Raw genomic sequence first — 21,311 nt, forward strand, 5'->3', positions numbered from 1 at the left:
TCAGCTGATCTCCTCGAACTTGCGCGTGCTGCGGAAGGCGATGGCCGAGATCGTCCCCACGATGACGAAGATGACGATCGACAGCGCGCTCGCGAGACCGAAGTCCTTCTGGGCGGACCCGTCGACACCCGAGATCGAGTAGACCATCGAGATGAGGATGTCGGTGTGGCCGAGCGGGACGGACGCGTCGGCGAACCGTGGACCGCCGCCGGTGAGCATGTAGATGAGCGTGAAGTTGTTGAAGTTGAAGGCGAACGACGAGATGAGCAGCGGCGCGGTCGCGATGAGCAGGAGCGGGAGCGTGATCGCCCGCCACGTCCGCCAGCGCCCGGCGCCGTCGATCTTGGCCGCCTCCATGACGTCGCCCGGCAGCGACTGCAGCGCGCCCGTGCAGATGAGGAACATGTAGGGGAAGCCCAGCCACAGGTTCACGCCGAGCACCGAGAGCTTCGCGAGCCACGGGTCCGTGAGCCACGGGATGTGCGCGCCGCCGAGGATCACCTCGTTGATGAACCCGAACCGCGTGTTGAGCAGCCCGGACCACAGCAGCGCCGCGAGGAACCCCGGGATCGCGTACGGCAGGATCATGAGCGTCCGGTAGACCTTGCGCCCGCGCATGCGCGTGTCGTTGAAGACGATCGCGAGGAAGAGGCCGAGCAGGAACGTCGTGACGACCGAGCCGATCGCGAAGACGAACGTCCACACGAGGATCTTGACGAACGGCTGCGCGTAGCGGGCGTCGGAGAACGCGGTGACGAAGTTGTCGAAGCCGACCGGCACGCGCCACCCGACCGCGAGGGTCGAGCCGTCGGGGGCCTGGAACTGGCCCTCGTCGTTCGGGGTGTAGACGGTCCCGGTCGTCGTGTCGGTCATGGTGTCCGCCGCGGGGTCCCACTCGAGCGCCGAGGTGTAGACGTAGCCGGTCCGCGCGTCCGTCGTGCGGATCGAGCCGTCCGCGGGGTCGTCCGAGACCGGCACGCGGAGCTCCGTCACCTCGGCCTGGCGCTGGAGCACCTGGTCGCGGGGCAGCACGGTGAACCCGGGGACGTCGGTCGCGCGCCCGTCCTCGACCGTCGCGCCGTCCACGACGGCGAGCGGCCGGTCCGCCGTCCCGGCCTCGACCTCTCCGTCCTCGGTGACGACCGCGAAGCCGAGCGCGTCGCCGTCCTCGACCACGGTCAGGGCCGACGACGGAGAGCCCTCGACGCGGCGCTCGTTCTGGATGAGCAGCGCGGAGACCGCCTGCTCCTTGGTCGCGTTGTGCCCGGTGCCGTAGTTGGTGAACGCGACGTACCCCGTGTAGCCGACCACGAAGATCTGGTAGACGAGGAGGAAGAGCAGACCGGGAAGGATGTACTTGAGCGGCAGCGCGCGCCTCGAGAAGTACACCCAGTTCGCGACGACGAGCATCGCCAGGGACGCCGCGAGGATCCCGTACGAGCCCGCGGTCCACGCGGACCAGACCACGTACACGCCGAGCGCGTCGACGACGGCCATGAGCGCGAGCTTGACGAAGAACCCGGGGCTGTAGTCCCGTGCGTGCGAGGCGTCCGCCCCGCGTAGCCCGCGGGTGCGCCGAGGCGGCGGGCCGTCGGTTCCGGTCGAGCCGACTCCCGCGTCGGCCGTGGTCTGTGGGGCGGACATCGTGGTGCCTCCGAGGTCGTCGGACGCGGTGCGTCCCGCGTCGTCCCGAGTGTCGTCGTGCTGCGTCGCAGCCGGTCCGGGTGGGTGGGCCGACACGCCACCGCGGTGCGCAGGAGCCCTGCGCACCGCGACGACGGTCCAAACCGGGTCAGGAGTCGATCGCGCCCTGGATGTCGGCGATCATCTTGTCCCAGGTCGGGACGGGGTCGGCACCGCTGACGATCGCGGCCTCCGTGACGCCCCAGAAGCTCCAGACGGACGCCATCTCGGGGATCGAGGGCATCGGCACGGCCTCGGCACCGACGGCCCGGAAGCCCGCGACGATCGGGTCGCCCGCCGAGGCGGAGTCGGCCGCGACCGTCAGCGCCGGCGGACGGTTGCCTGCCTGGTAGAGGGCGAGCTGCGCCTCCTCCGTGGACAGGAAGTTCACGAGGAAGTCGTTCGCGACGATCGCGTTCTTGCTCTCGGCGCTGAGGTAGAAGCCCTGCACCCCGACGAACGGCTGCGCGGGCTGGCCGCCGGCGGTCGGGATCGGGTCGATCGACAGGTCCATGCCCTCGAACGAGTCGATCATCCACGGGCCGCCGACGATGAACGGGGACTGGCCGTTCTTGAACGCCTCGACCGCGATGTCGTACGTGGTGTCCTGGCTGAGCACGCCCGCGGCGCCCTGGGCGCCGAGCCACTGCGCGTACGCCTGGCCCTCGGGGCCGCCCATCGCGAGCTCCGACGTGTAGCTGCCGTCCTCGTTCTGCGTGAAGACCGGGGCACCGAACGACGTCTGGAACGGGTAGTGGGTGTACGGGTCACCCTTGTCGCCGTCCGACTGGACCAGGATCGGGAACTGCGTCCCCGCGGCCTGGCCGGCGGCGACGGCCTCGTCCCACGTCGCCGGAGCGGTCGGCGCGAGAGCGGTGTTGCGGATCAGGGCGATGTTCTCGATCGCGTAGGGCAGGCCGTAGACCTGGCCGTCCTGCGTGAACGCCTCGATCGAGACGTCCTCGAAGTCGGCCGCCTTGTCGCCGAGCTCGAGCGGCGCCACGACGCCGTTCGTCGTGAGCTCACCGAGCCAGTCGTGCGCGCCGACCGTGATGTCGGGACCCTCGCCGGTCGGGACCTGCGCGAGGAAGTCCGCACGGATGTCCTCGAAGTTCTTGAGGACGACCTCGACGGTCGTCCCCGTCTCGGCCTCGAAGGACTCGGCCGCCGCGGTCACGGCGTCCTGGCGGGTCTCGTCGACCCAGACGGTGAGCGTGCCGCCGGCGGAGGTGTCCTCGGCGCTCGGCTCGTCGGTGCTCTCGTCTCCCGAGCCGCCGGACGAGCAGGCGGCCAGCGCCAACGTCGTGGTCAGCGCGGCGGCAAGAAGGATGCTCCGTCGCATCAGTGGTCACTCCCAGCATGTTGCAGTGCGGTGGCGGCCGACGTCGGTTTCGCACCGACCGTGGCCCTGATGCGACGACGGTAGAGCGCGAGGTGGCACCGATGCAAGTCGTTGCGGTAACTTTCATGCAACGCTTTACAGGGCGCCGTCCGGCGTCCGCCCCGCCTCCCCCGGCCGACGGGTCGGCGTGCCTCCGCACGGAGGCTCGCGGCCCACCGACCGGACGACCAGGACGAGGAGGTCCGGTGTCCCCTACGCTTCCCCATGTGCGCACCCGTCTCAGCGATCTCGCCGCCCAGGCCGGCGTCTCCACCGCGACGGTCTCGCGCGTCCTCAACGGGAAGCCCGGCGTCGCGAGCGAGACCCGCCAGGCGGTCCTCGCCGCGCTCGACGTGCTGGGCTACGAACGCCCCTCGACGCTGCGCACCCGCTCAGCCGGCCTCGTCGGCCTCGTCGTCCCCGAGCTGACGAACCCCGTCTTCCCCGCGTTCGCCCAGACCATCGAGTCGCTGCTGTCGGAGCACGGGTACACCCCGCTCCTGTGCACGCAGTCGCCCGGCGGGACCACCGAGGACGACTACGTCGACATGCTCATGGACCACGCGGTCGACGGCATCGTCTTCGTCTCCGGCCTGCACGCCGACACCCAGGCGAGCCACGAGCGCTACGAGCGGCTGCGCAGCCGGGGCATCCCGATCGTGCTGGTCAACGGGTTCGCCGAGGGGATCGACGCGCCGTTCGTCTCGCCCGACGACGTCGCGAGCGTCGAGCTGTCGGTGCGCCACCTGGTCTCGCTCGGGCACCGCAGCGTCGGGCTCGCGATCGGGCCCGACCGCTTCGTCCCGGCCCAGCGCAAGCTCGCGAGCTTCGCCGACTCGCTCGTGCGACACGGCCTCGTGGCCGACGAGTCCGAGGCGGCGCAGCACGTCGTCGTCACGCTCTACACCGTCGAGGGCGGCCAGGCGGCCGCCGGGGAGCTCATCGACTCCGGCCACACCGCGATCGTCTGCGGCTCCGACCTCATGGCCCTCGGCGCGATCCGCGCGGCCCGCTCGCGCGGACTGCGCGTGCCCCAGGACGTCTCGGTCGTGGGCTACGACGACTCGCCGCTCATCGCCTTCACCGACCCGCCCCTGACCACGGTGCGCCAGCCCGTGAACGCGATGGCGCACGCCGCGGTGAGCGCGCTGCTCACCGAGATCGCGGGCGAGCGCGCGCCGCGGTCCGAGCTGCTGTTCCAGCCCGAGCTCATCGTCCGCGACTCCACGGGCGCCGCCCCGACGACGGGCGCGCCCACCGTCTGACGGCGACGCGCCGCGGCTGCACGCCCGGCGCGGACGGACGTCGCGACGCCGGCCCGGGCCGCACGCCGTCGACTCGTCACCGCAAGCGCTTACACTCGACAGCGGGTCGCGTCACCCCCGCTCCGCCTGCCGAGCGATCCCCCCGAGAACCCCGACACCACGCACGTGAGGACCGACAGCTCGATGACTCGTATCGATTCGACGCCGACCGCCACCACCACCGCGCCCGCGCCCTTCAGCACCGGGGCGCTCGTGCACGCCGGCCCCGGCGAGGCGCCCGAGTGGTGGCGCGACGCCGTGATCTACCAGGTCTACCCCCGCTCCTTCGCGGACGGCGACGGCGACGGCATCGGCGACCTTCCCGGCATCACGTCCCGGCTCGACCACCTCGCCGAGCTCGGGATCGACGCGGTGTGGCTGAGCCCGTTCTACCGCTCGCCCCAGAAGGACGCCGGCTACGACGTCGCCGACTACCGCGACGTCGACCCGCTGTTCGGCACGCTCGCCGACTTCGACGAGCTGCTCGCCCAGGCGCACGCCCGCGGCATCCGCGTGATCGTCGACCTCGTCCCGAACCACACCTCGGACCAGCACGCGTGGTTCCGGGCAGCGCTCGCCGCGCCCGAGGGCTCGCCCGAGCGCGCGCGCTACGTGTTCCGCGAGGGCGAGGGCGAGCACGGCGAGCTGCCCCCGAACAACTGGCAGTCGATCTTCGGCGGCCCCGCGTGGACCCGCGTGACCGCGGGTCCCGACGCGCACCCCGTCACGGGCGCCGAGGGCGAGACCCCGGGCCAGTGGTACCTGCACCTGTTCGACTCGACCCAGCCGGACCTCGCGTGGGACAACCCGGAGGTCCGCGAGGAGTTCGAGCAGGTCCTGCGCTTCTGGCTCGACAAGGGCGTGGACGGGTTCCGCGTCGACGTCGCGCACGGCATGATCAAGGCCGACGGCCTGCCCGACTGGGACGGCACGGTGTCCATGGTGGAGGGCACCGCCGAGGAGGAGACCGACCCGGGCGCTCCCGAGGACGGGTCGACGGGAGCCGGCAACTCGGGCCCGATGTTCGACCAGGACGGCGTGCACGAGATCTACCGCGCGTGGCACCGGGTCCTGGCCGAGTACGACGGCGACCGCGCGCTCGTCGCCGAGGCCTGGGTCGAGCCGCTCTCGCGGCTCGCGCGCTACGTGCGCCCGGACGAGATGCACCAGGCGTTCAACTTCTCCTTCCTCACCACCGCGTGGTCGGCGGCGCCGCTGCGCACCGTGATCGCGGCGTCGCTGCGTGCGAACGACGAGGTCGGCGCTCCCACGACGTGGGTCCTGTCGAACCACGACGTCGTGCGGCACGCGTCGCGCCTCGGCCTCGCCGACCCGGGTCTGCGCCCCAACGGGATCTTCGCGCACGACCCGCAGCCCGACGAGGAGCTCGGCCTGCGCCGGGCGCGCGCCGCGTCGCTGCTCATGCTCGGCCTGCCCGGGTCGTCGTACCTCTACCAGGGCGAGGAGCTGGGCCTTCCCGAGCACACCGCGCTGCCCGACGACGTGCGCGAGGACCCCGCGTTCTTCCGGACCCAGGGCGCCGAGGCGGGCCGCGACGGCTGCCGCATCCCGATCCCCTGGCACGCGGACGCCGACGGGTTCGGCTTCGGCCCGTCCGGGAAGACGTGGCTCCCCCAGCCGGAGTCGTACGCGCGGTACGCCACCGACGCGCAGCGCGGCGTCGAGGGCTCGACCTACGAGACCTACCGCACCGCCCTCGCGACGCGCCGTGCGGAGCGCCTCGGCTCGGGCACCCTCGCGTGGGTCGAGGACTACGCCGGCTCGGCCGACGTCGTCGCGCTCCGCAACCGCGACGTCGTCGTGCTCGCGAACCTCGGCACGGAGCCCGTCGTGCTGCCGCGCGGCACTGAGGTGCTCGTCGCGTCGGGCCCGGTGCTCACCGACCGCTCGGCCGACCCGCAGGTCCGCGTCCCGTCCGACACGACGGTCTGGCTGCGCGCGCGCTGACGGGCTGAGCCGAGCACGGCCGGGGTCCGCGAGGGCCCCGGCCGTCCTCATGCCCGCAGCCCGGACTCGAACGCGACACGGACCACCTCGGCCGCGAACGCCGCGTCGTCGACGTAGGCGGACGCGGAGCACACGACCGCCCCCGGGGCGGCGACGCGCCACCATGGTCCGGCGACCGGGACCAGGAGCACGGCGCCGCGCACCTCACCGATCCCGACGCCGTGCGTGCGGGCCACGTCCCCAGCGAGCGCTCGACGGTCGTCCGCCGCCGTTCGTCGGTGCAGCGCCCTGGCGCGGTCCGCCTCGCGCGCCGCGAGGGCGCGGTGCGCCTCGGGGAACAGGTGCGCGGCGGCGTCACGCAGCGCGGGCACGTCGTCCAGCGCCGCGAACGCGGGCGGTGAACCGACGGCGTCCCGTGCCACGGACCGCGCGCGGACCCAGCCGAGGAACGCGTCCTCCCTCGCCGGCGGCTCCTGCGTCCGGCCGACGGCCTCGAACGCGAGGGCGGCGCGCCACCAGGCGATCCACCGCGACGCCGCGGCGTCGCGGTCGTTCGCGGGGACCAGTGCCGACCGGTCGGGCGGTCCCGGCTCGCTGCGCGGCGGCGCGTCGTCGGCCGAGACGGCGAGCGCGAGCGCGTCGCGGACCCAGAGCAGCAGGCCGAGGTCTCCGTCGTCCGACACCGACAGTCGCCACGACGGCCGCCCCTCGAACCGCACCGTGATCCCCTCGTTCGCGTCGCCCGACCGGCGTCAGCCGCCGGAGACGCTCAGCTCGGCCTCGCGCAGGCGCTCCTCGTGCTCCGCGTCGAGCTCGCGCGAGTCGAGCCAGCCGTACGGCAGGTGCGGCGTCTTGGGCGACCCGGCGCGCCCGCGCTGCCCCTCGGCGGCCTCGCCGGGGTAGGGCGCGTCCTGGTCGAGGTCGTCGAGGAGAGCGCGCAGCTCGGCGAGCGTCGAGACCATCGCGAGCGCGCGGCGCGCGTCGCCGCCCACGGCGTAGCCCTTGAGGTACCAGGCCATGTGCTTGCGCAGGTCGCGCATGCCCTTGCCCTCGTCGCCGTCGAAGTAGTCGATCATGAGCTCGCCGTGACGGTAGATCGTGTCGGCCACCTCGCGCAGCCCGGGGCGCACGCGCTCGGGACGGCCCGCGAACGCGGCGGCGAGGTCGGCGAACAGCCAGGGACGACCCTGGCAGCCCCGGCCGACGACGACGCCGTCGCAGCCCGTCTCCTGCACCATGCGGACCGCGTCCTCGGCGGACCAGATGTCGCCGTTGCCGAGCACCGGCACGCTCGTCACGGCCTCCTTGAGGCGGGCGATCGCGGTCCAGTCCGCGGTGCCGGAGTAGTGCTCGGCGGCGGTGCGGGCGTGCAGCGCGACGGCCGCGACGCCCAGGCCCTCGGCGATCCGGCCGGCCTCGAGGTAGGTGAGGTGGTCGTCGTCGATGCCCTTGCGCATCTTCACGGTCACCGGCACGCCGTAGGGGCGCGCCGCCTCGACGGCGCCCCGCACGATCGCGGTGAACAGGTCGCGCTTCCAGGGCAGCGCCGCTCCCCCGCCCTTGCGCGTCACCTTGGGGACCGGGCAGCCGAAGTTGAGGTCGACGTGGTCGGCGCGGTCCTCGGCGACGATGATGCGCACGGCCTCGCGCACGGTCGCCGGGTCGACGCCGTACACCTGTGCGGAGCGCGGCGTCTCGTCCGCACCGAACGTCACGATGCGCAGCGCCTCGGTGTTGCGCTCGACGAGCGCACGGCTCGTCACCATCTCGGCCACGTAGAGACCGGGGTCGTCGCCGCCGCTCGCGCCGGCCTCGCGGCACAGCGTGCGGAAGGCGCGGTTCGTGACGCCCGCCATCGGGGCGAGCACAACCGGGGTGTCGACGACGATCGGACCGATCCGCAGGGGTGCGAGCAGCCGCCCGGCACCGGCGGGAGCGGTGCCGGCGACCGTGTCGGGCGTCGTGCTGAGTGCGGGGGCGGGAGCAGTCACGCGCTCCATTGTCCCATCCGGTCGGCGCTCCCCCGCGAGGGTCTCTGAACGCGCGAGTGGTCGCGACCCGTGTGACGGTGGGAAGGTCCGGCGATCCAGGCCGGACCCGGACGAAAGGGACGACATGCCTCTCTGGCTCATCCTGGTCATCGTCGGCGCCGTGCTGCTCATCCTCGGTGTCGCTATCAAGGCCGCATGGATCCTCATCTGGATCGGCATCATCGTGCTGGTCGTGAGCCTCGTGGTCGGCCTGCTCAACCGGGCGAAGGGGGCGGCCCGCTAGCGCGAGGCCGCAGGGGGCGACGCGTCCCGGACGACGCGACGGAGGGGCGGGACCGCGAGGTCCCGCCCCTCCTGCGTGCCCGGCGCGCGGACTCCCCGCGCGGCCGGTCGGACGGTCAGGCGCCGAGCAGGTGCCCGGCGAGGTACTCGGTGACCTTGTCGAGCGCCACGCGCTCCTGGGCCATCGAGTCGCGGTGCCGGATCGTCACGGCCTGGTCGTCGAGCGTGTCGAAGTCGACGGTGATGCAGAACGGCGTGCCGATCTCGTCCTGACGGCGGTACCGGCGGCCGATGGCGCCGGCGTCGTCGAAGTCGACGTTCCAGTACTTGCGGAGCTCCGTCGCGAGATCCTTCGCCTTGGGCGAGAGCTGCTCGTTGCGGCTCAGCGGGAGCACGGCCGCCTTGACCGGCGCGAGGCGGTGGTCGAGGCGCAGGACGGTGCGCGTGTCCACGCCGCCCTTCGCGTTCGGCGCCTCGTCCTCGGTGTACGCCTCGACGAGGAACGCCATGAGCGAGCGCGTGAGGCCGGCCGCCGGCTCGATGACGTAGGGGACCCAGCGCTCGTTCTTCGTCTGGTCGAAGTACGACAGGTCCTTGCCCGAGTGCTCGGCGTGGGTCTTGAGGTCGAAGTCCGTGCGGTTCGCGATGCCCTCGAGCTCGCCCCACTCCGAGCCGGAGAAGCCGAAGCGGTACTCGATGTCGACCGTGCGGGTCGAGTAGTGCGAGAGCTTCTCCTGCGGGTGCTCGTACAGGCGCAGGTTGTCGCGCGCGATGCCGAGGTCGACGTACCAGTCCGTGCGGGTGTCGATCCAGTACTGGTGCCACTCGGCGTCCGTGCCGGGCTCGACGAAGAACTCCATCTCCATCTGCTCGAACTCGCGCGTGCGGAAGATGAAGTTGCCGGGCGTGATCTCGTTGCGGAACGACTTGCCGATCTGGCCGATGCCGAACGGCGGCTTCTTGCGGCTCGCGCCCATGACGTTGGCGAAGTTCACGAAGATGCCCTGCGCCGTCTCGGGGCGCAGGTAGTGCAGACCGGACTCGTCCTCGACCGGGCCGAGGTAGGTCTTGAGCATCATGTTGAAGTCGCGGGGCTCGGTCCACTGCCCGCGCGTGCCGCAGTTGGGGCACACGATCTCGGCGAGGCCGCCCTCGGGAGCGCGGCCCTTCTTCTCCTCGAACTCCTCGATCATCTGGTCCTCACGGAACCGCTTGTGGCAGTGCAGGCACTCCGTGAGCGGGTCGGTGAAGACGCCGACGTGGCCCGAGGCCACCCACACCTGGCGCGGAAGGATGACGGACGAGTCGAGGCCGACGACGTCGTCGCGGCTGGTGACCATGGCGCGCCACCACTGCTTCTTGATGTTCTCCTTGAGCTCGGTGCCGAGCGGCCCGTAGTCCCAGGCGGAGCGGGTACCGCCGTAGATCTCGCCCGAGGGGAAGACGAACCCACGCCGCTTGGCGAGGGAGACGACGGCGTCGAGACGGGCGGTGGGTGAGGGCGCTGCGGCCACGGACATCACTCCTGGTGCTCACGGCCCCGCACGTGGCTCGTGGGGGCTGGACGGGTGGGCGGCGCCCGCACGGGCGCCGACCGACCAGCGTACCCGGCCGTGACCGGCCTCACCGGGATCGGTTTTGACATTCATTCTCAAGAAGGCGGACACTGGTGGTCATGCACCGCTCCCCCGCTCGGCGCCGTCGCGCCCTCGCCACCACCGCCGCCCTCGCCACGGCCGCGCTCGTCGCGGCGTGCTCCCCCGGCGACTCCCCCGGCGCCGGCGGCAGCGACGACGGGCGCCTCCAGGTGCTCGCGTCGTTCTACCCGCTCCAGTACGTCGTCGAGCAGGTCGGCGGCGAGCACGTCGACGTCTCCAACCTCACCCCGCCCGCGGCCGAGCCGCACGACCTCGAGCTCGCGCCCGCCCAGGTGCGTGCGATCGGCGACGCCGACCTCGTCGTCTACCTCTCCGGCTTCCAGCCCGCCGTCGACGAGGGCATCGAGCAGCGCGCCCCGGAGCACGTCGTGGACGCCGCCGAGTCCGCCGGGCTCGAGGAGCACCCCGGCGGCGAGGGCGAGCACGCCGACGAGAGCGCGGAGGAGCACGCCGAGCACGCGGACGAGTCCGGCGACGGCCACGACCACGGCGCGACCGACCCGCACTTCTGGCTCGACCCGACGCGCCTCGCCGCGGTCGGCGACGCCGTCGCCGACGAGCTCTCCGCGATCGACCCCGACCACGCGGACGACTACGCCGCCGGAGCCGCCGCCCTCACCGCCGACCTCGACGACCTCGACACCGAGCTCGCCGAGTCGCTCGCGCCGTGCTCGGGGGCGACGCTCGTGACGTCGCACGAGGCGTTCGGCTACCTGGCGGAGCGCTACGACCTGCACCAGGTGGGCGTCTCGGGCATCGACCCCGAGGCCGAGCCGTCGCCCGCGCGCCTGCGCGAGGTCGGCGAGATCGTCCGCGAGAACGGCGTGACCACGATCTTCTTCGAGACGCTCGTGAGCCCCAAGGTGACCCAGACGCTCGCCGACGACCTCGGCGTGCAGACCGCCCTCCTCGACCCGATCGAGAGCCTCGCGGAGGGTGCGACGGACTACCGTGAGGTCATGGAGTCCAACCTCGAGGCGCTCACCTCCGGCCTCGCCTGCTCATGACGGGCGCGGCGGAGCTCGTCGCCGCGCGCGACGTCCACGTGACCCTCAGCGGGAGCGAGATCCTGCGCGGGATCGACCTGACCGTCGGCGCCGGCGAGGTCGTCGCGGTCCTCGGTGCCAACGGCTCGGGCAAGTCGACGCTCGTGCGGGCGCTCGTCGGGATCGTCCCGCTGTCCCGCGGCTCCGTCGACCTGTTCGGCGCACCGCTCGGTCCTCGCCTGCCCTGGCAACGTCTGGGCTACGTGCCGCAGCGCGTCGCCGCGCCGTCGGGCATGCCGTCCACGGCGTCCGAGGTCGTCGCCTCCGGGCTCCTCGGCGGCGGCCGGCTCCGGCTCCCCCGCGGCTGGCGTGCGCGCACGGTCGAGGCGCTCGACCTCGTCGGGCTCGCCGACCGCGCGGACGACTCCACCGCCGAGCTGTCGGGCGGCCAGCAGCAGCGCGTGCTCATCGCGCGCGCCCTGGTCCGCCGGCCCGACCTCCTCGTCCTCGACGAGCCCGTCGCCGGCGTGGACAAGCCCAGCCAGGAGGCGTTCGCCGCGACCATGACGCGGCTCGTCGGCGACGGGCTCACGGTGCTCGTCGTCCTCCACGAGCTCGGCGCGCTCGCCCCGCTCATCGAGCGCGCCGTCGTGCTGCGGCACGGCCGCGTCGTGCACGACGGCGCCCCGCCCCGCGCGTCGTCGACCCACGCGGGCGCCACGCACCAGCACCTCCACCCGCACGAGCCCGCGGACACCGACAACCGCACGGCCGGTCCGGAGACGGGCCTCACCGACACCCTGAACCCCGACCTCGCCGCGGGTCACGCACCCAGGACGGCCTCATGACCACGCTGTTCTCCGAGATCTCCCTCATGCTCACCGACCCGCTCATGCAGCGCGCCCTCCTCGCCGCGCTCCTGGTCGGCGTCAGCGCGCCCGTGGTGGGCACGTACCTCGTGCAGCGCAAGCTCTCGCTCCTCGGCGACGGCATCGGGCACGTCGCCCTCACCGGCGTCGCGCTCGGGTGGCTCGTCGGGGCCGCGATGGGCGTCGTCCCGAACGACGCGCTCGCGATCCCCGGCGCGGTGGTCGCCGCCGTGCTCGGTGCGGTCGCCATCGAGGTCGTGCGCGAGCGCGGCCGCACGAGCGGCGACCTCGCGCTCGCGCTGCTCTTCTACGGCGGCATCGCGGGCGGCGTCCTGCTCATCGGCCTCGCGGGCGGCTCGTCCGGGAGCCTCATGCAGTACCTCTTCGGCTCCATCTCGACCGTCACGTCGTCGGACCTCGTCCTCACCGTCGTGCTCAGCGCGGTGATCCTGCTCGTCGGGGTCGGGTTGCGCGCCGCGCTGTTCTCCGTGAGCCACGACGAGGAGTTCGCGCGCGCGTCGGGCCTGCCCGTGCGCACGCTCAACATCGCCGTCGCCGTCGTCGCCGCGCTCACCGTGACGGTGTCGATGCGGGTCGTCGGGCTGCTGCTCGTGAGCGCGCTGATGATCGTGCCCGTCGCGGTCGCGCAGCTCGTCACGCGCTCGTTCCGCCGGACGATGCTCGTCGCGTCGGTCGTCGGCGTGGTCGTGTGCGTCGTGGGGCTGTCCTTCACCTACTGGAACAACGTCTCGCCGGGTGCGACCATCGTGGTCCTCGCGATCGCGACCTACCTGCTCGTCGCCGTCCTGCGGTCGCTGTGGGTCCGCCGACGCCCGCGCGTGGCGCGCGACCCGCACCCGGACATCCCCGACGACGTCGAGCTCGACCTCGTACCCTCGGGGGCGTCGAACCGCACACCCGGAGGTGACACGTGCAGCGCATGACCCGGCAGCGCGCCGCCGTCTCGGACGCGCTCGAGGACCTCGACGACTTCCGCAGCGCCCAGCAGCTCCACGAGATCCTGCGCACCCGCGGGGACAACGTGGGGCTCGCGACCGTCTACCGCACGCTCCAGAGCCTCGCGGGCGGCGGCGACGTCGACGTGCTGCGCACCGAGGAGGGCGAGAACCTCTACCGCCGGTGCGAGCGCCGCGAGCACCACCACCACCTCGTGTGCCGCACGTGCGGCCGCACGGTCGAGATCGACGGCCCGACCGTCGAGACGTGGGCCAACCAGGTGGGCACGTCGCACGGGTTCGTCGACATCCAGCACACGATCGAGCTGTTCGGCACGTGCGCGGGGTGCGCACGCGCCTCCGCGCGGGACTGAGCCGTGCCCGACGCGCTGGACGGCGCCCCGTTCGCCGCGCTCTTCGCGTTCTTCTTCGCGATCGCGTTCGTGCGGACGCAGGCGACGTACTGGATCGCGCGGCTGGTCACGACGTGGACGCTCGACCGCACGCGGCCCGTGAAGCCGTGGGTCGCGCGCGTCCACGCCTGGCTGTCCGGACGCTCTGCCGCGCGCGGGATCGAGACCGTCCGCCGCTGGGGCGTCCTCGCCGTCCCCGTGTCCTTCCTCGCGACCGGGACCAAGACCGTCGTGAACGCCGCCGCGGGGGTCGTCCGGATGCCGTTCGGGCGCTACCTCGCCGCGATGACGCTCGGGTGCGCGGTCCACGCGACCATCTACGCGACCGTCGGCTGGGCCGTGTGGACGGCCGCCTTCGCCGCGGCGACCGGGTCGCCGTGGGGCGTCGCGGCCCTGGTCCTGCTGGTCGTCGGCGTGGCCGTGGGGGTGGTCGTCATGGTTCGACGCCGCGCCGCCCGGGAGACCGTCGCTCCGGCGGGTGCGATCGCCGCCCTCGAGGGAGACGGTCTCGTCCTCGACCCCCGCGTCCAGGACACGCAGGACGCGCCGCGCCTCGACCGATGAGATGACGCGCGCCCGACCGTCCGAACGGGCATGACCACGTTCCTCCTGCTGCCCGGCGCCGGCGGCGACCCCGCGTACTGGGACCTGCTCGCGCCCGAGCTCGCCCGGCTCGGTCACCTCCCGGTCCCCGTCGACCTGCCCCAGCACGACGAGGCCTACGGCTGGGCCGACCTCACCGACGTCGCCGTCGCGACCCTGCACCGCGCGGCCGGACCCGCCGAGCGGGACGACCTCGTCGTCGTGGCCCAGTCCATGGGCGCGTACGTGGGCCCGCTCGTGTGCGAGCGCGATCCGGTCCGCCTGCTCGTGCTGCTCAACCCGATGATCCCGCTGCCGGGCGAGTCGGGCGCCGACTGGTGGCGCGCGACGGACCACGCAGCGCGCCGTGCCGCGACGGGCCTCGGGCCGTTCGACCCCGTGGACGACTTCCTCCACGACGTGCCCGAGGCGGTCGCGGCCGCCGTGCAGCGCAGCGACCGGCAGCCGTCCGAACGCTCGTTCGCCGAGCCCTGGCCGGCCCGCGCCTGGCCGACAGCGCCCACGGTCGTGCTCCAGGGTGACGACGACCGCCTCTTCCCCGTGGCCTTCCAGCGCGCCGTCGCGCGCGAGCGCCTGGGCGCCGACGTCGAGACGCTGCCCGGCGGGCACCTCGTGGCGCTCAGCCGACCGGTCGAGCTCGCCGCCCGGCTCGACGTGCTCGCGGGCTGACGGACCGGACGTCCCCCGGCGCCTCAGCCGACCGTCGTCGCGGAGCCGTCGGCCGCGCCGACGCAGAACTGGTTGCCCTGCGGGTCCGCGAGCACGGCCCAGCGGTAGCCCGGGACCGTGTGCTCCGCGACGAACGTCGCGCCGTCCGCCACGAGCGCGGCGACGTCCGCCTCGCGGTCGGACGCGCCGAGGTCGAGGTGCAGGCGGTTCTTGCCGGGGGTCGGGTCCTCGACGCGCTGGAAGCCGAGGACGGGTGCGGTCACCCCCTCGGCGGGCACGACCTCGAGGAACCATCCGTCCGACTCGTCGACGACCCGCCCGCCGAGCTGGCGCGCCCACCAGTGCGCGAGCGGTCGCGGGTCGGTGGAGTCGACGGTCACCATGCCGATGCTCAGAGCCATGCCGCGCACGCTACCGGCCGGCGCCCACGGCGTCCCGACGACGACCGGCGCGCCCCGCACGGCGAGCGTACGACGTCAGACCGTGCCGCCCACCGCGTCCACCGCACCGCCGTAGCGACGGTCGCGCCGCGCGTACTCCTCGACCGCGCGCCACAGCGACCGGCGGTCGACGTCGGGCCACGGCTCGGGGAGGAACACGAGCTCCGCGTAGGCGGCCTGCCAGATCATGAAGTTGGACGTGCGCTGCTCGCCCGAGCTGCGCAGGAAGAGGTCGACGTCCGGCAGGTCGGGCTCGTCGAGGTGCTGCTGGATCGTCCGCTCGGTGACCTTGCCGGGGTCGAGCCGCCCCGCGGCGACCTCGCGCGCGATGGCGGCCGCGGCGTCGGCGATCTCCGCGCGCCCGCCGTAGTTGACGCACATCGTCAGGGTGCAGACGTCGTTCTCCTTCGTCTGCTCCTCCGCGACCTCGAGCTCCTTGATCACCGACGCCCAGAGGCGAGGACGACGCCCTGCCCAGCGCACGCGGACTCCCCACGAGTCCATCTCGTCACGACGTCGCCGGATGACGTCGCGGTTGAAGCCCATGAGGAACCGCACCTCGTCGGGCGAGCGCTTCCAGTTCTCCGTCGAGAACGCGTACGCCGACACGTGCTTGACGCCGATCTCGATCGCCCCCGCGACGACGTCGAGCAGCGCCGCCTCGCCGGCCTCGTGGCCCGCGGTGCGGGGCAGCCCGCGCGCGTTGGCCCAGCGGCCGTTGCCGTCCATGACGACGGCCACGTGGTTCGGCACGAACTGCGCCGGGATCGCCGGGGGCCGCGCACCGCTCGGGTGCGGGAACGGCGCCGCGTAGGTCCGCTTCGCCATCAGGCGTCCGCCCCCGCACCCCGGCGGTCGGCGACGACGCCGACCGGCCCCGCGGGCGAGGCGGCAGACGGGGCGGCGGGCGCGTCCCGCTCGACCATGCGCAGTGATCGCAACGTTCTCTCCAGGTGGTATTGGCTGTAGGCGGCCACGAGGCCGCTCGCTTCCTTGCGGTGCCGCGCGTCCGAGGCGTCGGCAGTCTCCCACTCCCCCGCGAGCAGCGCGGCGAGGAGGGCGAAGGTCTGGGGGGCGGGTGCCGTCGACCCGGGCGGACGACAGCGCGAGCACACCGCGCCCCCCTGCGCGACGGCGAACGCGTGGTGGGGGCCCGGCTCGCCGCACCGTGCGCAGTCCTCGAACGACGGCGCCCAGCCGGCGACGGCGAGCGCGCGCAGGAGGTAGGAGTCCAGCACCAGGCCGGGGGCGTGCGTCTGCTCGGACAGCGCCCGGAGCGCCCCCGCGAGCAGCCAGTACTGCTGCACGGCGGGTTCTCTCTCGTCGGCGACGAGCCGCTCCGCGGTCTCGAGCATCACGGCGCCCGCCGTGTACAGACCGTAGTCCTCGCAGATCCGCCGCGCGTACGGGCCGATCGTCTCCGCCTGCGTCACCGTGTCCAGGGACCGCCCCGCGTAGAGCTGGACGTCGACGACCATGAACGGCTCCAGCCGCGCCCCGAACCGGGACGACGTGCGACGCACGCCCTTGCCGACGGCGCGCACCTTCCCGTGCTCGCGCGTCAGGAGGGTGACGATGCGGTCCGCCTCGCCCAGCTTCTGGGCGCGCAGCACGATCGCGTCGTCTCGGTACAGCACCACGCCCCTATTGTCCGCCATCCCACCCACGCCCCGTGCCGACCCACACCGGGCCCCCGGTCGTGAGATGCGAGAAGGTGCCCCTCCCAGGCTGCCGGCGGGGGCGACTTCTCGCTTTTCGTCAGCACGACGCAGCCCCCGCCCGACGGGTCGGGCGGGGGCTGCGTTGCGTCTCAGGAGGCGGTGCGCTCCGCGCGGTTCACCGCGGACACGATGGCCTTGAGCGAGGCGGTCGTGATCGACGGATCGATCCCGACGCCCCACAGGACGTCGTCGCCCACCTGGCACTCGACGTAGGCGGCGGCGAGCGCGTCGCCGCCCTCGGACAGGGCGTGCTCGGCGTAGTCGAGCACGCGGACGTCGACGCCCACCTGCGCGATCGCGTCGACGAACGCCGCGACCGGGCCGTTGCCCGTGCCTTCGAGCGTCAGCTCCTCGCCGCGGTCGAGCACGTCGACGCTCAGGGTGTCCGGACCGTCCTCGCTCGACGACGCGCGCGTGGAGCGCAGCTTGAGCCGACCCCACGGCTCCAGGCCGGAGTCGGGCTCGACGGGCAGGTACTCGTCGGAGAAGATCCGCCAGATGTCGTCGCCCGTGACCTCGGTGCCCTGCTGGTCGGTGTGGTGCTGCACCGCCTGGCTGAACTCGATCTGCAGGCGCCGCGGCAGGTCGAGGTGGCGCTCCGACCTCAGCAGGTAGGAGATGCCGCCCTTGCCGGACTGCGAGTTGACGCGGATGACGGCCTCGTAGGAGCGGCCGACGTCCTTGGGGTCGATCGGCAGGTACGGGACGGCCCAGACGAGGTCGTCGACCGTCCTGCCCTCGGCCTCCGCGTGGGCGGCCATCGCGTCGAAGCCCTTCTTGATGGCGTCCTGGTGCGAGCCGGAGAACGCCGTGAAGACGAGGTCGCCGGCGTAGGGGTGGCGCTCGGGCACGCCGAGCTGGTTGCAGTACTCGACGGTGCGGCGCACGTGGTCGATGTCGGAGAAGTCGATCTGCGGGTCGATGCCCTGGCTGAACAGGTTCATCCCCAGCGTCACGAGGCACACGTTGCCGGTGCGCTCGCCGTTGCCGAACAGGCAGCCCTCGATGCGGTCGGCGCCCGCCTGGTAGCCCAGCTCGGCCGCGGCGACCGCGGTGCCGCGGTCGTTGTGCGGGTGCAGCGACAGGACGACGTTCTCGCGGTGGTTCAGGTGCCGGTTCATCCACTCGATCGAGTCGGCGTAGACGTTGGGCGTCGCCATCTCGACCGTCGCGGGCAGGTTGATGATGACCTTGCGGTCCGGGCGGGGCTCGAAGACGTCGAGCACCTCGTTGCAGATGCGGGCGGCGAACTCGAGCTCGGTCCCCGTGTACGACTCGGGCGAGTACTCGTAGTAGACCGTGGTCTCGGGGACCGTCTCCTCGAACTTCTTGCACAGCCGCGCGCCGTCGACGGCGATCGCGATGATGCCCTCGGGGTCGGAGCGGAACACGACCTCGCGCTGGAGCACAGACGTCGAGTTGTACAGGTGGACGATCGCCTGCTTCGCGCCCTTGATCGCCTCGTAGGTGCGGGCGATGAGGTGCTCGCGCGACTGCGTCAGGACCTGGATGACGACGTCGTCGGGGATGCGGTCCTCCTCGATGAGCATCCGGACGAAGTCGAAGTCGGTCTGCGAGGCAGACGGGAAGCCGACCTCGATCTCCTTGTAGCCCATCTCGACGAGCAGCTCGAACATGCGCAGCTTGCGCTCCGCGTTCATGGGCTCGATGAGGGCCTGGTTGCCGTCGCGCAGGTCCACCGCGCACCAGCGGGGGGCGGTCTCGATGCGCTTGTCGGGCCACGTGCGGTCGGGCACCGACACGTCGATCTGCCGGTGGAACGGCAGGTACTTGTGGATCGGCATGCCCGACGGCTGCTGCGGGTTCGCGTCCGTGGCGGTCGGCGTCGAGGAGGGGGCTGAGGCGTTCATCGTGGGTCCTTCGGGTCGTCTGATGGGTGTCAGCCGGCACACCGACCACCGCGACGAGGGACCGGCTAGAGAGCCTCGCCGCGGCAACGAAGGAGGAGCTGCCGCATCAGGTGCACGACGCCACTGTACTCCTCCGCGGTCCGTGCCCCGCGGACGTCCGTTCCTCGGGCACGTCGCACGCGCGGGCCGCGGAGGTCCGGGGCTCGGCCCCGCCCGTCCCTCTCGCCGGGTGGCACGACGACGCCCGGCCGCCTCCGAGGGAGGGCGACCGGGCGTCGTCGCTCGGTCAGCGGCGCGAGCGCAGCGCGGCGTCGACGGCGGGGTCGCCGAGGTTGCCGAGCCACTCCAGCAGCGCCGGGTACGTGGACGGGTTCGCCGCCACCTGGGGACGCAGGTGCGGCGCGTCCTGGACGATCTGCGCGAGGACCTCGAGCGGCGTGCTCGGGTCGAGCGCCTGGGCGGCCGTGAAGCCCGGGACCTGGGCGGGCGGGGAGTACGACTGCTGCGGCTGCGCCGTGGGCTGCTGCCCGTAGCCACCGCCGTAGCCCTGCTGCGGCTGCTGCTGGTAGCCCGGCTGGGGGTATCCCTGCTGGCCGTACCCCTGGTGGCCCTGCGCGGGCGACCCGGCGCCGGGCTGCGCGGTCGGCTGCGGGCCGGTGCCCGGCTGCCCCTCCTGGTACGCCGGCATGACGGCGGTCGCGGGGCCCTGGTCGGGGTCGAGCCCCGGGCGTGCCGCGTACCCGCTGCGCTCGGGCTCGACCTGCTGGACCGGGAGGACCTCGGTGGCGTCGCCGCCTGCAGGCGCCCAGCGGCCCTGGTCCGGCTGCTGCGCGGCGACCGGACCGGTCTGCGCAGCCACCGGGTACGCCGCACCACCGTGCGGCGCCCCGGGGTAGGAACCGGCCGGCGGCGGCGCCGCCGCGGGTCCGGACGGCGCGACGGGCGCCTGCCGGACCGGCTTGGGCGCGGGCGGCTGCCAGACGTACGCCTGCGCCGCCGCCCCGGCGGCAGCGGCCGGGACCGGACGGTGCTCGGCGAAGTACGCGCGCACCTCGCGCGGGACCGTCAGGGCACCGACGACGAGCAGCGGGAGCCCGAACGCGAGGAGCACGTGCTCGACGCCACCGCCGAGCACGACCCGGTTGGACGTCACGACGAGCAGGACGATGCCCAGCAGCGCGACGACACCGGCGCCACCGAGGGCGAGCGGCCGGCCGGTCGTCGCGTCGCGGGCGAGCGAGCGGCGCGCGACGAACGCGACGGCCGCCGCGAGCACGCCCACCACGACGGCGAGCACGACCGGCACGCCGCGAGCGCCCTCGGCCAGCGTGAGCACGGCGCTCACGGCGACGTACCCGGCGACGACGAGCGCGAGGTCGAGGGCGTTCACGGCGACGCGCACCCAGGTCTTCACGGGGTCGGCCACCGTCATCGCGCGGTGCACCGCAGGCGCCGCGGCGATCGCGGCGAGCGCCGGGACGAGCACGAGCCCGAACCGGCCGCGGTGCGTGCTCTCGATCGTGACGAGCCCGTTGTTGCCCGAGCCCAGCACGAACGCCACCGCGAGGATGACCCCCAGCCCGACGAGCGTGAGGCGCGCCGCCTCGGACCGGCGCCACGTGCCGTACGTCGGCAGGCCGACGAGCGCGAGGACGAAGAGCGCGGAGACGAGCACGAACAGGACGAGGAGCGCGCCGCCGAGGCGGGTCCCCGTGACGGTCAGGATGATCGTGAGCAGGACGGTCACCGCCAGGACCGCGGCCCCCGCGAGGAGCGCCTGGAGCCAGCGGTTCGTGACCGCGCGGTCCTGGTCCTGCGGTCCGAGCTCGCTCTCGCGCGGCTGCGCCGCGAGGATCGCGCCCGCGAGCCCGAGTGCGGCCGCGGAGCCGACGCCGCCCCAGCCGTCGCCGAAGTCCCCGCCCCCGACGACGTCGACGACGAGGTAGACGCCGACGAGGAGGACGTACGGGGCGTTGGCGAGCAGACGGACCTTCCGCGTCGTGTGCACGGTCCACGTCGCGGGCAGCACCCCGGTGCGGGCGAGGTACGGCAGCGCGAGGGTGAGCAGGGAGAGGATCGTCAGCAGGACGACCTCGATCTTGTCGGACGCGCGGCTCGCGGCGTCCCACGGCAGTGCGAGGGACACGAGGAGCAGAAGGGCCGCGACGCCGTCACGCACGTAGTCGCTCACGGGCATCCCGGCGAAGGGCGAGACCGGACCTGGTGCGGTGGCCGTGGCGGCCGGCCCCGCGGGAGCCTCGGCCTCCTCGACGCCGCCCTGTCCGCCGTCGTCCCCCGCGCCCGGCTCCGCAGGCGCCCCACCCGGTGCGCGCTCGGCCGAGGAGTCCCCGTCACCCACCGCGACGCCGTCGGGCGCCGTGGTCGGCCCGGTGCCCGCAGCGCGCGGCTGCGGGTCCTCGGCCGGCTCTGTCTGGTTGGTCATCGTGCACTCCCTACGCTGTCGCGCCGTGCCGTACGCACGCACGCCGGCCCGACGGGCCCCGACCGTTTCTACC

The 21,311-nt window shown here is 73.4% G+C and carries 19 protein-coding genes; 9 read left to right on the top strand and 10 right to left on the bottom strand.

Annotation, left to right across the window (positions count from 1 at the left end):
• Positions 1-1,644 (bottom strand): ABC transporter permease subunit, encoded by a 1,644-nt coding sequence (locus tag ACTJIY_RS14895; protein ID WP_440674508.1) that lies wholly within the window; start codon positions 1,642-1,644, stop codon positions 1-3.
• 148 nt (positions 1,645-1,792) lie between these two features.
• The gene (locus ACTJIY_RS14900; protein ID WP_353708950.1) at positions 1,793-3,025 is read right to left on the bottom strand and encodes a sugar ABC transporter substrate-binding protein; all 1,233 of its coding nucleotides are present in this window, start codon (positions 3,023-3,025) and stop codon (positions 1,793-1,795) included.
• Positions 3,026-3,291: 266 nt separating this feature from the next.
• On the opposite strand from ACTJIY_RS14900, the gene ACTJIY_RS14905 reads away from it, so the two are divergent.
• Together ACTJIY_RS14905 and ACTJIY_RS14910 are read left to right on the top strand one after the other, a co-directional pair.
• Positions 3,292-4,329, top strand: a complete 1,038-nt coding sequence (locus tag ACTJIY_RS14905) for a LacI family DNA-binding transcriptional regulator (RefSeq protein WP_440674507.1) — start codon at positions 3,292-3,294, stop codon at positions 4,327-4,329.
• 183 nt (positions 4,330-4,512) lie between these two features.
• Positions 4,513-6,336 carry a glycoside hydrolase family 13 protein gene (locus ACTJIY_RS14910; protein WP_440674506.1) on the top strand — a complete coding sequence of 608 codons (1,824 nt, stop codon included), beginning with the start codon at positions 4,513-4,515 and terminating at the stop codon, positions 6,334-6,336.
• Positions 6,337-6,383: 47 nt separating this feature from the next.
• On the opposite strand, the gene ACTJIY_RS14915 is transcribed toward ACTJIY_RS14910, so the two are convergent.
• Complete coding sequence (locus ACTJIY_RS14915; RefSeq protein WP_440674505.1) at positions 6,384-7,019, bottom strand: hypothetical protein; 636 nt, start codon at positions 7,017-7,019, stop codon at positions 6,384-6,386.
• A 69-nt stretch (positions 7,020-7,088) separates the two neighbouring features.
• A complete protein-coding gene (gene dusB / locus ACTJIY_RS14920; RefSeq protein ID WP_253050285.1) occupies positions 7,089-8,336 on the bottom strand; it encodes a tRNA dihydrouridine synthase DusB in 1,248 nt (415 codons plus the stop codon).
• 115 nt (positions 8,337-8,451) lie between these two features.
• On the opposite strand from dusB, the gene ACTJIY_RS14925 reads away from it, so the two are divergent.
• A complete protein-coding gene (locus tag ACTJIY_RS14925; protein ID WP_253050286.1) occupies positions 8,452-8,610 on the top strand; it encodes a hypothetical protein in 159 nt (52 codons plus the stop codon).
• A 115-nt stretch (positions 8,611-8,725) separates the two neighbouring features.
• Here the strand turns inward: ACTJIY_RS14925 and ACTJIY_RS14930 are convergent, their stop codons facing one another.
• Entirely contained in the window at positions 8,726-10,123 is a 1,398-nt protein-coding gene (locus ACTJIY_RS14930; RefSeq protein WP_237843107.1) for a glycine--tRNA ligase, read from the bottom strand.
• A gap of 161 nt (positions 10,124-10,284) precedes the next feature.
• Between ACTJIY_RS14930 and ACTJIY_RS14935 the strand changes: the two genes are divergently transcribed.
• Genes ACTJIY_RS14935 through ACTJIY_RS14960 form a run of 6 tightly spaced genes read left to right on the top strand, consistent with a single transcriptional unit; the run spans position 10,285 to position 14,763 of the window.
• The gene (locus ACTJIY_RS14935; protein ID WP_440674504.1) at positions 10,285-11,274 is read left to right on the top strand and encodes a metal ABC transporter substrate-binding protein; all 990 of its coding nucleotides are present in this window, start codon (positions 10,285-10,287) and stop codon (positions 11,272-11,274) included.
• A complete protein-coding gene (locus ACTJIY_RS14940; protein WP_440674503.1) occupies positions 11,271-12,101 on the top strand; it encodes a metal ABC transporter ATP-binding protein in 831 nt (276 codons plus the stop codon). Before ACTJIY_RS14935 ends, ACTJIY_RS14940 begins: the two co-directional genes overlap by 4 nt.
• The gene (locus tag ACTJIY_RS14945; RefSeq protein ID WP_440674502.1) at positions 12,098-13,066 is read left to right on the top strand and encodes a metal ABC transporter permease; all 969 of its coding nucleotides are present in this window, start codon (positions 12,098-12,100) and stop codon (positions 13,064-13,066) included. Before ACTJIY_RS14940 ends, ACTJIY_RS14945 begins: the two co-directional genes overlap by 4 nt.
• Entirely contained in the window at positions 13,063-13,452 is a 390-nt protein-coding gene (locus ACTJIY_RS14950; protein ID WP_440674501.1) for a Fur family transcriptional regulator, read from the top strand. The genes ACTJIY_RS14945 and ACTJIY_RS14950 overlap by 4 nt, the downstream gene beginning before the upstream one ends.
• 3 nt (positions 13,453-13,455) lie before the next feature.
• Positions 13,456-14,055 (top strand): DedA family protein, encoded by a 600-nt coding sequence (locus tag ACTJIY_RS14955; RefSeq protein ID WP_253050297.1) that lies wholly within the window; start codon positions 13,456-13,458, stop codon positions 14,053-14,055.
• Positions 14,056-14,085: 30 nt separating this feature from the next.
• Positions 14,086-14,763 carry an alpha/beta fold hydrolase gene (locus ACTJIY_RS14960; protein WP_440674500.1) on the top strand — a complete coding sequence of 226 codons (678 nt, stop codon included), beginning with the start codon at positions 14,086-14,088 and terminating at the stop codon, positions 14,761-14,763.
• A gap of 23 nt (positions 14,764-14,786) precedes the next feature.
• Here the strand turns inward: ACTJIY_RS14960 and ACTJIY_RS14965 are convergent, their stop codons facing one another.
• The 5 genes from ACTJIY_RS14965 to ACTJIY_RS14985 all read right to left on the bottom strand — a co-directional run bounded on the left by ACTJIY_RS14965 (position 14,787) and on the right by ACTJIY_RS14985 (position 21,238).
• Entirely contained in the window at positions 14,787-15,164 is a 378-nt protein-coding gene (locus ACTJIY_RS14965; RefSeq protein WP_253050301.1) for a VOC family protein, read from the bottom strand.
• 75 nt (positions 15,165-15,239) lie between these two features.
• Positions 15,240-16,031, bottom strand: a complete 792-nt coding sequence (locus tag ACTJIY_RS14970; protein WP_253050303.1) for an isoprenyl transferase — start codon at positions 16,029-16,031, stop codon at positions 15,240-15,242.
• Positions 16,031-16,843: a DNA repair protein RecO gene (gene recO, locus ACTJIY_RS14975; protein ID WP_253050305.1), complete on the bottom strand. Its 813-nt coding sequence runs from the start codon at positions 16,841-16,843 to the stop codon at positions 16,031-16,033. Before recO ends, ACTJIY_RS14970 begins: the two co-directional genes overlap by 1 nt.
• Positions 16,844-17,013: 170 nt before the next feature.
• Positions 17,014-18,795, bottom strand: coding sequence for a 2-isopropylmalate synthase (gene leuA / locus ACTJIY_RS14980; RefSeq protein ID WP_253050307.1), 1,782 nt, complete (start codon positions 18,793-18,795; stop codon positions 17,014-17,016).
• A 286-nt stretch (positions 18,796-19,081) separates the two neighbouring features.
• Entirely contained in the window at positions 19,082-21,238 is a 2,157-nt protein-coding gene (locus tag ACTJIY_RS14985) for a hypothetical protein (RefSeq protein ID WP_440674499.1), read from the bottom strand.
• Positions 21,239-21,311 lie beyond the last annotated feature (73 nt).

This window comes from Cellulosimicrobium sp. 22598 (genome assembly GCF_052044445.1).
GTDB lineage: Bacteria > Actinomycetota > Actinomycetes > Actinomycetales > Cellulomonadaceae > Cellulosimicrobium > Cellulosimicrobium cellulans_G.